Source organism: Aeromicrobium sp. PE09-221, assembly GCF_002174305.1.
Taxonomy (GTDB): Bacteria; Actinomycetota; Actinomycetes; order Propionibacteriales; family Nocardioidaceae; genus Aeromicrobium.
This window is the reverse complement of record NZ_MIJB01000024.1, coordinates 38,088-50,302: the sequence shown is the minus strand read 5'-3', so window position 1 is coordinate 50,302 and position 12,215 is coordinate 38,088. Positions and strand designations below refer to the sequence as shown.

Annotated in this window: 11 protein-coding genes; 7 read left to right on the top strand and 4 right to left on the bottom strand. The window is 67.1% G+C overall.

The window, feature by feature from the left end:
* Positions 1 to 16 precede the first annotated feature (16 nt).
* Positions 17 to 862 (bottom strand): prephenate dehydratase, encoded by an 846-nt coding sequence (locus tag BHE97_RS12725; protein ID WP_087624420.1) that lies wholly within the window; start codon positions 860 to 862, stop codon positions 17 to 19.
* A gap of 134 nt (positions 863 to 996) precedes the next feature.
* Positions 997 to 2,088 carry a galactokinase gene (galK, locus tag BHE97_RS12720; protein WP_087624419.1) on the bottom strand — a complete coding sequence of 364 codons (1,092 nt, stop codon included), beginning with the start codon at positions 2,086 to 2,088 and terminating at the stop codon, positions 997 to 999.
* 50 nt (positions 2,089 to 2,138) lie between these two features.
* On the opposite strand from galK, the gene trpS reads away from it, so the two are divergent.
* Positions 2,139 to 3,152 carry a tryptophan--tRNA ligase gene (trpS, locus tag BHE97_RS12715; RefSeq protein ID WP_087624418.1) on the top strand — a complete coding sequence of 338 codons (1,014 nt, stop codon included), beginning with the start codon at positions 2,139 to 2,141 and terminating at the stop codon, positions 3,150 to 3,152.
* Complete coding sequence (locus tag BHE97_RS12710) at positions 3,152 to 3,661, top strand: 2'-5' RNA ligase family protein (RefSeq protein ID WP_087624417.1); 510 nt, start codon at positions 3,152 to 3,154, stop codon at positions 3,659 to 3,661. Before trpS ends, BHE97_RS12710 begins: the two co-directional genes overlap by 1 nt.
* Before the next feature lie 12 nt (positions 3,662 to 3,673).
* On the opposite strand, the gene BHE97_RS12705 is transcribed toward BHE97_RS12710, so the two are convergent.
* Entirely contained in the window at positions 3,674 to 4,549 is an 876-nt protein-coding gene (locus BHE97_RS12705) for a LysR substrate-binding domain-containing protein (RefSeq protein WP_087624416.1), read from the bottom strand.
* A gap of 87 nt (positions 4,550 to 4,636) precedes the next feature.
* On the opposite strand from BHE97_RS12705, the gene BHE97_RS12700 reads away from it, so the two are divergent.
* The 4 genes from BHE97_RS12700 to BHE97_RS12685 all read left to right on the top strand — a co-directional run bounded on the left by BHE97_RS12700 (position 4,637) and on the right by BHE97_RS12685 (position 9,237).
* Positions 4,637 to 5,359, top strand: a complete 723-nt coding sequence (locus BHE97_RS12700; protein WP_087624415.1) for a succinate dehydrogenase cytochrome b subunit — start codon at positions 4,637 to 4,639, stop codon at positions 5,357 to 5,359.
* 13 nt (positions 5,360 to 5,372) lie between these two features.
* Positions 5,373 to 7,325, top strand: a complete 1,953-nt coding sequence (locus BHE97_RS12695; RefSeq protein WP_087624414.1) for a fumarate reductase/succinate dehydrogenase flavoprotein subunit — start codon at positions 5,373 to 5,375, stop codon at positions 7,323 to 7,325.
* Complete coding sequence (locus tag BHE97_RS12690) at positions 7,322 to 8,071, top strand: succinate dehydrogenase/fumarate reductase iron-sulfur subunit (protein WP_087624413.1); 750 nt, start codon at positions 7,322 to 7,324, stop codon at positions 8,069 to 8,071. The genes BHE97_RS12695 and BHE97_RS12690 overlap by 4 nt, the downstream gene beginning before the upstream one ends.
* A 200-nt stretch (positions 8,072 to 8,271) precedes the next feature.
* On the top strand, positions 8,272 to 9,237 hold the full coding sequence (locus tag BHE97_RS12685; RefSeq protein ID WP_140400145.1) for a hypothetical protein: 966 nt from the start codon (positions 8,272 to 8,274) through the stop codon (positions 9,235 to 9,237).
* A 90-nt stretch (positions 9,238 to 9,327) separates the two neighbouring features.
* On the opposite strand, the gene mqo is transcribed toward BHE97_RS12685, so the two are convergent.
* Positions 9,328 to 10,863 (bottom strand): malate dehydrogenase (quinone), encoded by a 1,536-nt coding sequence (mqo, locus tag BHE97_RS12680; RefSeq protein WP_236757678.1) that lies wholly within the window; start codon positions 10,861 to 10,863, stop codon positions 9,328 to 9,330.
* A gap of 188 nt (positions 10,864 to 11,051) precedes the next feature.
* On the opposite strand from mqo, the gene BHE97_RS12675 reads away from it, so the two are divergent.
* Entirely contained in the window at positions 11,052 to 12,215 is a 1,164-nt protein-coding gene (locus BHE97_RS12675; protein WP_201791433.1) for an acyl-CoA dehydrogenase family protein, read from the top strand.

Below are 12,215 nucleotides of genomic sequence, written 5' to 3'. Positions count from 1 at the left end.
TCGGCTCTGGGTGTGCTCACGAGGTGGCGAGCCGGTAGGGGTCGGCGGGGTAGACGCCCATGATCTTGACCTCGGTGGTGAAGAAGCGCAGTTCTTCCAGGGCGCGGGCGAGGGCAGGGTCCTCGGGATGTCCTTCCACCTCGGCGAGGAACTGCGTGGCGGTGAATTCCCCGCCCACCATGTAGCTCTCGAGCTTGGTCATGTTGACGCCATTGGTGGCGAATCCGCCCAGTGCCTTGTACAGCGCGGAAGGCAGGTTGCGGACGTTGAACATGAAGGTCGTGACGACGGGTCCGTTGCCGGCGGCGGTGCGTACCGGATCGGGGGAGAGCACGATGAAGCGTGTGGTGTTGTGTGCTTCGTCCTCGACGTCCTCCGCGAGGATCTGCAGTCCGTAGATGTCGGCGGCCAGAGGGGGCGCGAGCGCGGCCTGCGTGACGTCTCCCGCCTCGTGGATCTCGCGTGCGGCTCCGGCGGTGTCACCGGCGATCACGGAGGTCCAGCCGTGCATGCGGATGATCTTGCGGCACTGGCCCAAGGCGTGCACGTGGCTGTGCACGGTCTTGATCGAGTCGAGGGAGGCTCCGGGGGGAGCCATCAGCGCGAACTGGATGCGCAGGAAGTGCTCGGCGATGATGTGCAGGTTGGTCGTGGGCAGGAAGTGGTGGATGTCGGCGACGCGGCCGGCGAGGGAGTTGTCGATCGGGATCATCGCGAGGTCGGCGCCGTCGGACTCCACCAGCGCGAACGTGTCCTCGAAGGAGGCACAGGCGATGGCCTCGGCGTCGGGATAGTTCTGCTTGATCACCAGATGCGAATTGGCTCCCGGCTCACCCTGATAGGCGATGCGTACACTGCTCACCGTCCTAGGCTCTCACGCCCCGCGCAGGGTGGACCGTCAACCTCATTGCGGGTGGATGAGTTGATGAGCTACCGCGGGGCGGGCATCCGGTTGATGGGCTACCGCCACCGGGCGCGATGACGGCGGGGCCGGGATCAGGTGCGGCGGGCGGCGCCGGCGACCGGGGCGACGGTGAAGACCTGTGGCGGCTTCCAGCCGAGGCGCGTGTAACGGGCCTCGACCCGCGTCCGCAATGCCTCGACATCGCCGGAACCGATGAGCGCGATGGCGCTGCCGCCGAAACCGCCCCCGGTCATCCGGGCACCCACTGCACCCGCCTCGATCGCCTCCTCCACTGCTACGTCGAGCTCGGGACAACTCACCTCGAAGTCATCGCGTAGGGACTCGTGCGAGGACGAGAGCATCGCGCCGAACTGCTTCCATTCCCCGGCTCCGAGTGCTTTGACGGTGCCCCGGACGCGTGCGCTCTCGGTCACGACGTGTCGGGTGCGTCGCTTGAGGATGTCGTCCTCGAGCCTCAGCACGGCATCGACCTGGGCGCGTGCGAGGGCGGTGAGGCCGAGCCGACCGGCAGCCTCATCGCACTCGCGACGACGTGCGGCGTACTCGCCCGAGGCGAGAGCATGAGTAACGCCGGTATCGATCACCGCGAGCACCAGACCGTGGTCAGACCAGGTGGCAGGGACCGAGGCGAGGGCGGGCGAATCGGGATCCGCGAAGTCGATGTGCACAGCGTTTCCGGACTCACCGCAGAGCACCGCCAGCTGGTCCATCAGACCAACCGGGGCGCCGACGAAGTCGCTCTCGGCGCGCTGACCGATCCGGGCGAGCTGGAGCCGGGAGAGGGCCGTGTCGGCGAAGTCGTCGAGGGCTGCCGCCAGACCGCAGGTGAGGGCCGCCGAGGACGACAGCCCAGCGCCCGGCGGGAGGGTCGACTCGATGACGATGTCTGCCCCGGGCACCGGGATCTCTGCCTGGCGGGAGGCCCAGACGGCTGCGGCGGCGTAGCGCGCCCAGTCACCGATCTCCCCGGGGGCGATATCGACCCCGAAGGAGGCCTTGCGTCCGCCGCTCCAGATGTTCACCACACCGTCATCGCGCATCCGGACCTTGATCAGCAGGCCCCGATCGATCGCGATCGGCAGTACCGCGCCACCGTTGTAGTCCAGGTGCTCCCCGATGAGGTTCACCCGGCCCGGGACCGTCCACTCGCGTACCTCGTTCACGGTCCCGAGCCTACGGCTCCGTGCTCAGGCGAGGCTGGCACAATGCCTTCATGCCCGCAGATCGCCAGCCACGCGTGCTGTCCGGTGCTCAGCCGACAGCCGACTCGTACCATCTCGGCAACTACATCGGGGCGTTCAAGCAGTGGGTGGCGCTGCAGGACGAGTTCGAGGCGTTCTACTTCATCCCCGACATGCACGCGATCACGGTCGAGTACGACCCGGCCGCGCTCCGCGAGCGGACCTATATCGCCGCGGCACAGCTCATCGCCGCCGGCGTGGATCCCGAGCGCAGCGCGATCTTCGTGCAGAGCCAGGTGCCCGAGCATGCGCAGCTCGCCTGGGTGCTGCAGTGCATCACGGGATTCGGCGAGGCCAGCCGGATGACGCAGTTCAAGGACAAGAGCAGCAAGACCGGGGCCGATTCGGCGAGTGTCGGGCTGTTCACCTATCCGACGCTGATGGCCGCCGACATCCTCATCTACCAGGCCGACCGCGTGCCGGTGGGCGAGGATCAGCGCCAGCACATCGAGCTGACCCGCAATCTCGCTCAGCGCTTCAATCACCGCTTCGGTGAGACCTTCACGGTGCCGGAGCCGCACATCGTCAAGGACATCGCCAAGATCTACGACCTCCAGGATCCGAGCGGCAAGATGAGCAAGTCCTTCTCCGGGCCCAGCGGTGTGGTCAACATGCTCGACGATCCGAAGGCGGCCGCCAAGAAGATCCGTTCGGCGGTCACCGACTCGGGCAGCGAGATCCGCTTCGATCCGGAGAACAAGCCCGGGGTCTCCAACCTGCTCACCATCTTCTCGGCGCTCACCGGACGGCCGGTCGACGAGATCGTCACCGAGTTCGAGGGGCAGCAGTACGGTCACCTCAAGGTGGCGCTCGCTGAGATCGTCGGTGACCTCGTCCGTGACTTCGGTGAGCGGACCCGGGCGCTGTTGGACGATCGGGCCGAGCTGGACGCGCTCCTCGCCCGTGGTGCGGAACGCGCTCGTGCCGTCGCCTCTCCCACCCTCGAGCTCGTCTACGAGCGGTCGGGATTCGTCAAGGCCCGCTGATGCCGACGATCGGTGTGGCGATCCCCGTTCCCGAGCCCTTCGGAGAGCACCTGCGAGCCAAGCGGCTCTCCTACGGCGATTCGATGGCTGAGACCGTGCCCACGCACGTGACCCTCGTGCCGCCGACCGAGATCGGCCATGACGACCTGGCAGCGGTCGAGCAGGCGCTCGCGGAGGTCGCGGCCATCGTCCCGGCCTTCCGCATGACGCTCCAGGGTACGGGCACCTTCCGGCCGATCTCCCCGGTCGTCTTCGTGGCGGTCTCCGAGGGCATCTCCGTCACCGAGCTGCTCGAGAGGGCGATACGCGAGGCGGTGCAGCTCCCGACGGCGTCCTTCCCCTTCCACCCGCATGTGACCGTGGCGCACCACCTGGATGAGGAGAGCCTGGACCGTGCCTTCGAGGATCTCGCGGAGTTCCGCTGCTCCTTCGACGTGGAGCACGTGACGCTGTACTGTCACGAGGCAGTCGACGGGTGGGTGCCGCAACGTCACTTCGCCCTGGCGTGAGGGTGGCGCTGCTCAGCCGAGCTTGCGCAGCAGCAGGTCGCGGAAGGTGCGGGCCGCCAGCGGAAGTGAGCTGACATCGCGGTGGGCCACCGCCACCTCACGTGTCAGCGGTGGTTCGACGATCCAGGATCGGGCGAGATCGGTCCGGCTGGAGAGCACGATCTCGGGCACGACCGCGTGTCCGAGGCCCGCCTCGACGAAACGCAGGACCGCTCCCATCTCGCCGCCCTCGACCGCGAAGCGAGGCTCGAATCCGGCCCGATTGCACGCTCGGACGGTCACATCGCGCAGATCGTAGCCCTCGCGGAACATCACCAGGGGCAGGTCGTTCAGATCGGTCACCGCGACCTCCTCGCCCAGCCAGGCATCGTGCGGGCTCGCGAGCACGAGCCGTTCACGGAAGACGAGGTGTGTCTCGATATCCGGTGAGCTCACGGCGAGCGGCACGATCAGCACGGCGATGTCGAGGCGTCCGGCGAGCAGATGATCGGTCAGCACCCGCGAGCCGGCCTCCTGGACCTCCAGCTCGATATCGGGATAGGTGAGTCGGAACTCGCGCAGGACATCGGGCAACAGTCCGTCGATCATCGAGGGGGTCGCGCCGAGGCGCACGCGCCCGCGGCGCAGCTGGGCGATCTCGTGGACGGCGCGCTCGGCATTCGCGACATCGATGACGATACGGCGGGCGTGGGGGAGGAGCGTCTCACCCGCGGTGGTCAGCTCGGCGCCGTGGCGGGTGCGCGTGAACAGCGCTGTGCCGAGGGAGTTCTCCAGCGCTCGGACCTGCTTGGAGAGCGTGGGCTGTGAGACGCCCATGACATCGGCGGCCCGCGTGAAGTGGCGTGCCTCGGCGACGGCGAGGAAGTAGGCCAGCTGCTGCACTTGCATGGTCCCAGTGTGTCATGCCCATCGTCTATGAAAGTCGGCCTCAGTTGGACTTAGCGTGAATCGCCACCTTGGACTTAGTGTGTCCTCGTGGCCAGTACCCAATTGACGAAGAAGCGCGTCCCGGCCTCACGGTCGACGGTCGCGATGAAGTACGCCATGGCGGTATCGGGGCTCATCATGGTGGGCTACCTGATTCTGCACATGTACGGCAATCTCAAGGTGTTCGGAGGTCAGGAGGCGTTCGACGCCTACGCCCACCACCTGCGCACCTTCGGTGAGCCGATGCTCCCGTACGAGGGGTTGCTGTGGATCGTGCGCGTCGCGCTCCTCGCCTCGGTGCTCGTCCATGCGTGGGCCGCGATCACCCTGTGGCGCCGTAACAAGGCCGCTGCGGGCTACAGCGGTGGCAAGCGCTACCACTCCTCGAAGGGTGCCACGGGCGTCCAGCGCTCGTATGCGTCGTTCACCCTGCGCTGGGGCGGCGTCATCATCCTGGTCTTCATCGTCTACCACCTGCTGCACCTGACGGCCAATGTCATCAGCCCCGGCGGCGCCTCGGACAGCCCCTACCAGCGGACGGTCAACGGTTTCGAGATCTGGTGGGTCGTGCTGTCCTACACGATCGCGGTGCTCGCGGTCGGCCTCCACCTCTGGCACGGCATCTGGAGTGCGCTGACCACGCTCGGCCAGAACCGCAGCAAGACGCGTCTGGCCTCGCGGCTGACCCCGCTCGCGTGGTTCGTCTCGGCCGTCATCACCATCGGATTCCTGCTTCCCCCGTGGGCGATCCTGCTCGGGATCACCGGCTGAAGGGCTACTGCACATGACTACTGATCAGATCCTCAGCGACTACATCACCTTCGGTGACGACATCCACGACGATGCCGCCCCGTCGGGGCCGATCGAGAAGCGGTGGGACGAGCGCAAGTTCTCCGCCAAGCTCGTCAACCCGGCCAACCGCCGCAAGCTGAGCGTCATCATCGTCGGCAGCGGCCTGGCCGGTGCCTCGGCGGCGGCCACGCTGGGCGAGGCCGGCTACCACGTCAAGAACTTCTGCTACCAGGACAGCCCGCGGCGCGCGCACTCGATCGCGGCACAGGGCGGTATCAACGCGGCCAAGAACTACCGCAACGACGGCGACAGCATCTACCGGCTGTTCTACGACACGGTCAAGGGCGGCGACTTCCGCTCGCGCGAGTCCAATGTCTACCGTCTCGCGCAGGTCTCGGTGAACATCATCGACCAGTGCGTCGCGCAGGGCGTCCCCTTCGCCCGCGAGTACGGCGGCCTGCTCGACAACCGGTCCTTCGGCGGCGTGCAGGTGTCCCGCACGTTCTACGCGCGCGGCCAGACGGGCCAGCAGCTGCTCATCGGCGCCTACCAGGCCCTCGAGCGGCAGATCGGCCTCGGCACCGTCGAGATGAACACGCGTCACGAGATGCTCGAGATCATCATGGTCGACGGCCGCGCCCGCGGTGTCGTCGTCCGCGACATGATCACCGGCGAGATCGAGACGCACACCGCCGACGCGGTCGTGCTGGCCACCGGTGGCTACGGCAATGTGTTCTTCCTGTCGACTAATGCGATGGGCTGCAATGTGACCGCCACCTGGCGGGCGCACCGCAAGGGCGCCTACTTCGCCAACCCCTGCTACACGCAGATCCACCCCACCTGCATTCCCGTATCGGGCGACTACCAGTCCAAGCTGACGCTGATGAGTGAGTCGCTGCGCAACGACGGTCGGATCTGGGTGCCCAAGAAGGCCGGCGACGACCGCCACGCCAGCGACATCCCCGAGGACGAGCGCGACTACTACCTGGAGCGCATCTACCCCTCCTTCGGCAACCTGGTGCCGCGCGATATCGCCTCGCGTGCCGCCAAGTACCAGTGCGATGCAGGCAAGGGCGTCGGTCCCGGCGGGCTCGGCGTCTACCTCGACTTCGCCGATGCCATCGAGCGCATGGGGCGCGACACCGTCGAGGCCAAGTACGGCAACCTCTTCGACATGTACGCGCAGATCACCGGCGAGGACCCCTACACCGAGCCGATGCGCATCTACCCGGCGGTGCACTACACCATGGGCGGGCTGTGGGTCGACTATGACCTTCAGAGCAACCTCACGGGCCTGTTCGTGGCCGGAGAAGCGAACTTCTCCGACCACGGCGCCAACCGCCTAGGCGCCTCGGCGCTCATGCAGGGTCTCGCCGACGGGTACTTCGTGCTGCCGTACACGATCGCGAACTACCTCGCCGATGGTCCCTTCGAGAAGATCGACGACTCGCATCCGGCGGTCGTCGAGGCCCGCCAGGCCGTCGAGGAGCGCGTCCAGACGCTGCTGTCGATCGACGGCAAGCGCACGGTCGACTCCTTCCACAAGGAGCTCGGCCACATCATGTGGGACTACTGCGGCATGGAGCGTACGGAGGAGGGGCTGGTCAAGGCGATCCAGCTCATCCGCGACCTCAAGGCCGAGTTCTGGAGCAATGTCAAGGTGACCGGCGTCAACGAGGAACTGAACCAGACCCTCGAGCGCGCCGGCCGCGTGGCGGACTTCTTCGAGCTGGGCGAGCTCATGTGTATCGATGCGCTGAACCGCCGCGAGTCCTGTGGTGGTCACTTCCGTGCGGAGAGCCAGACCGAGGACGGTGAGGCGCTGCGTCACGATGACGAGTTCGCCTATGTCGCGGCCTGGGAGTTCGGCGGGGACAAGCCGGTCCTGCACAAGGAGCCGCTGGAATACGAGTACGTCGAGATGAAGGCCAGGAGCTACAAGTGAAGATCACCGTTCGAATCTGGCGCCAGAAGGGCCCGGAGGCCAAGGGCACCATGGTGCCCTATGAGCTCGACGATGTCAGCGAGCACATGTCCTTCCTGGAGATGCTCGACGTGCTCAACGAGCGACTCACGCTCGAGGGCGAGGAGCCGGTCGCGTTCGACTCCGACTGTCGCGAGGGCATCTGCGGCATGTGCGGTGTCGTCATCAACGGCATCGCGCACGGCCCGGAGGTCACCACGACCTGCCAGCTGCACATGCGCACGTTCAACGATGGCGACACCATCGACATCGAGCCCTGGCGTGCAGGCGCCTTCCCGGTCGTGAAGGACCTGGTGGTCGATCGCGGCGCCTTCGATCGCATCATCGCGGCGGGCGGCTATATCACCGCGCCGACGGGATCGGCCCCGGAAGCCAATAACCTTCCCGTGCCGAAGATCGACGCGGATCACGCCTTCGAGGCCGCCACCTGTATCGGTTGCGGCGCCTGCGTGGCGGCGTGCCCCAATGGCTCGGCGATGCTGTTCACGGCCGCCAAGATCACCCACCTCGGACTGCTGCCGCAGGGCCAGCCCGAGCGGGAGTCGCGGGTGTTGAACATGGTCGAGCAGATGGACGCCGAGGGCTTCGGCAGCTGCACCAATATCGGCGAGTGCACGGCGGCATGCCCCAAGGGCATCCCGCTGGATGTCATCTCCCAGCTGAACCGCGATCTGATGGGCGCCCTGGCCAAGCCCGGCTCCGCCTGATCCCGACCGCACACGAGGAAGCCCCGCCGGACGTTCGGCGGGGCTTCCTCCTTTCCAATGTCGCCCGGTTGGTTCCGCAAGCGGGGCAAATTCGCGCCGATCCGGTCCTTTCGAGGGCGAAGCTGCGCCACTCGCGGGCACGATTGCATCACTCGGGCGAGACGATCGGCGCTGGGGCGACATAGCGGGGTATGCGAGTGATGCGTCCGGAGACCTGGCTGGTGGTGGCGATCGTGGTGGTCGCGGGTTGTGGCGTGCGCGGAGAGGTGGCACAGCCCGCACCGGTGACGCCATCGCCGACGCCCGGTCCGGCTCTGCCACACGGTTTCCGTTGGGAGTCCTATGGCTCGGCCCAGGTCGCGGTCCCGGACGAGTGGGGCTGGGAGTCCGGGAGCCAGCGTCTGGGCCAGTGGTGTCTGGGCATCGATGCCGGACCACGGGACCCTGCCGTCGGGCGACCGGGCTCGTCGACCGAGGTTGGATGCCCCGCCGGCGATCCCCGCGAGACGCTCGTGGATGCCACCGGCGAGTTCGTCGCCTTCCTTCCCGTGGGTGACCATACGGCGGCGGATGCTCACACGGCGGAGACGGAGGGCGACCGTGCCGTCGTGGAACTCGGTGAGACGCGGCTGATCGTGCAGGCCGAGGCCGGGCTGCGGGAACGGATCCTCGAATCGGCCCACCGGATCGACACGGACTATCTGGGCTGTCCCGTGTCGCCGCCGTTGGTCGACGACGCGGACTGGACGCCCACCACGGAGTTCCCCACCGAGGCCTCCGAGGACATTCGGCTGGTGGCGTGCGGGTACACGGCTGGTGGCGGCGAACCCGGTCTGACGGGCTCGATCGAGCTGGCCCCCGAGGTGGTCGGCGCGATCGCGCGAGCCCCCGAGGGTAGCGGGCCGAATGACCCGAGCAGCTGTCTGTCGACCGGCGGGGCCCGTGAGGTGGTCGTACTGCGAGCCTCATCGGGCGGCGGACGGTCCGATGAGCTGCTGGTGCGCTACGGCGACTGCCGCGACGCGGGCTTCTATGACGGTGGCGGAGTCCGCCAGCTCACTCCGGAGTCTGTCGCCGGCGTGTTCGCGGGGCCACTGCTGCCAGACTATTTCGCGGGACATCACCGGGAGCTGTTCCGCCCGCTGCTCGAATCACGGTTCTCGTGATCGGATGGGCACTCCGGCTCCACCTGATCGAGCGGGCACGATTGCACCACACTCGCGAGCGGGAGGAGCGCTACGGGCGGTGAGGGCTGATCAGTTCGCGGGCTGCTCGCTGGTGGAGAGCTGGAGCGTGCGGTCGGTCCAGTCGCGCAGATCGGCGAGCAGGCTCGGATTCTCGGCGAGGGAGACGCCATAGGACGGCACGATCTCCTTGAGCTTGGGCTTCCACGCCTCGAACTGCGAGCCGAAGCACTTCTCCAGCACCTCGAGCATGGCCGCTACGGAGGTGGAGGCGCCGGGAGAGGCACCCAGGAGGCCCGCGATCGAGCCGTCAGCGGCGCTGATGATCGAGGTGCCGAATTCCAGGCTGCCGCCCTTGCCCTTCTTGCGGACCACCTGAACCCGCTGACCGGCGGTGATGAGTTCCCAGTCGTCGGCATCGGCCGATGGGGCGAAGACGTTCAACTCGTCGATCCGGCTCTTGGAGCTCTTCAGCACCTCCAGGACGAGGTACTTGACCAGAGGCATCGAGGTGACGCCCACGCCGAGCATCGGCATCAGATTGTTGAGGCGGATCGACCGCGGCAGATCGGTGAAGGAGCCGTTCTTCAGGAACTTGGGGGTCCATCCCGCGTAGGGGCCGAAGAGCAGGCTGCGCTGGCCATCGATCACCCGGGTGTCGAGGTGTGGTACCGACATCGGGGGAGCGCCCACCGCCGCGAGACCGTAGACCTTGGCCCAGTGTCGGTCGGCGATATCGGTGTTGAGGCACCGCAGGAACTGCCCGCTCACCGGGAAGCCGGCGAAGCCCTTGATCTCCTCGATGCCGGACTTCTGCAGCAGGTGCAGCGCCCCGCCTCCGGCTCCGACGAAGACGAAACGCGCGTTGAGCTGGTAGGTGGACCCCTGCTGCCTGTCCTTGACCTTCGCGACCCAGGTGCCATCGGTCTGCTTGGAGAGGTTCTTGACCTGCTGGCCGTAGCGGATGTCGGCGCCGCGGCGTTCGAGGCTGTCGATGAACTGACGGGTCAGCGATCCGTAGTCGACATCGGTGCCGTTCTGCGACCAGTTGAGGGCGATCGGCTCGTCGTCGTCACGTCCGTCAGCCATCAGCGGGAGACGCCGTGCGAACTCCTCACGATCCTCGATGAGCTCGATGCCCTCGAAGAGGGGGCTCTCGGCAAGGGCGTCGTACCGCCGGCGCAGGTACTCGGCGTTCTCCGCTCCACGTACGAAGCTGACATGCGGCACGGGATTGACGAAGGAGGAGGGATCGGCGAGCTGCCCGTTCTCGACCGCGTAGGACCACATCTGGCGCGAGAGCTGGAACTGCTCGTTGATCTTGAGCGCCTTGCTGACATCGACCGACCCGTCGGCCAGCTGGGGGGTGTAGTTGAGCTCGCACAGCGCCGCGTGCCCGGTACCGGCGTTGTTCCACGGATCGCTGCTCTCGAGGGCTGGGCCGTCGAGGCGCTCCAGGACGGTGATGCTCCAGTCCGGCTCCAGCGACTGGAGGAGCGCGCCGAGGGTCGCGCTCATCACTCCCGCCCCGACCAGCAGGACATCGGTCGTCTGACGAGAAGGCTGACGGGTGGTGCGGATCTCAGGGAGGTTGGCCTGGCTGGACAAGCGAGAATCACTCCTGCATCGCGTGAAGGGACCCGACACGTATGGGGCCACCGGCCATTCTCGCTCGATGACACGCCGGGGGCCTACCCGCAGCCAGGTGATCTTCGCCTCATTACCCGCAGGTCATCAATGCGGCGTACGGCCGCCCGTCGCGAGGGGCATGTCCTAGGACGTCCTAGGATGTGCGGGTGAGCGATATCTACGCACTGAGTGACGAGCACCAGGCCATCCGGGAGACTGTCCGAGCGTTGGCGGAGGCCAAGATCGCGCCTTTCGCCGCCGCGGTCGACGAGGAGGCACGCTACCCGCAGGAGGCCCACGACGCGCTGGTCGCCGGTGGCTTCCATGCGCCCCATGTGCCCGAAGAGTACGGCGGCGCGGGTGCCGATGCCCTCGCCACCGTCCTCGTGATCGAGGAGGTCGCGCGGGCCTGCGTGTCGAGCTCGCTCATCCCCGCGGTCAACAAGCTCGGATCCCTGCCGGTGCAGATCGGGGGCAGTGAGGAGCTCAAGCAGAAGTATCTCGGCAAGCTGGCGGCTGGAGAGGGCGGCTTCTCCTATTGCCTCTCCGAACCCGAGGCCGGCTCGGATGCAGCCAATCAGAAGACCCGCGCGGTCCGCGACGGCGACCACTGGGTGCTGAACGGTACCAAGCGGTGGATCACCAATGCCGGTGAGTCCGAGTACTACACCGTGCTCGCCATGACGGACCCCGAGAAGCGCAGCAAGGGCATCAGCGCCTTCGTCGTGGAGAAGTCCGACGCGGGCGTGTCCTTCGGCGCCCCGGAGAAGAAGCTCGGTATCAAGGGCTCGCCGACGCGCGAGGTCTACCTCGACGATGTCCGGATCCCCGAGGACCGCATCATCGGCGACGAGGGCAAGGGTTTCGCGATCGCGATGCAGACCCTCGACCACACCCGGGTCACCATCGCGGCGCAGGCCGTGGGCGTGGCGCAGGGCGCCTTGGACTACGCGCTCGTTTATGTGCAGGAGCGCCAGCAGTTCGGCAAGCCGATCAGCGACTTCCAGGGCCTCCAGTTCATGATCGCCGACATGGGCATGAAGGTGGAGGCCGCGCGGCAGATCACCTATGCCGCGGCGGGCCGCTCCGAGCGAGGGGACGAGGACCTGACCTTCTTCGGAGCTGCCGCGAAGGCCTTCGCCTCCGACACGGCGATGCAGGTGACGACCGATGCCGTGCAGCTGCTCGGTGGGTATGGATTCACGCGCGACTACCCGGTCGAGCGGATGATGCGCGATGCCAAGATCACCCAGATCTACGAGGGCACCAACCAGGTGCAGCGCATCGTCATGGCCCGCCAGCTGCTTGCGGGAGTGCAGTCCACGCTCTGA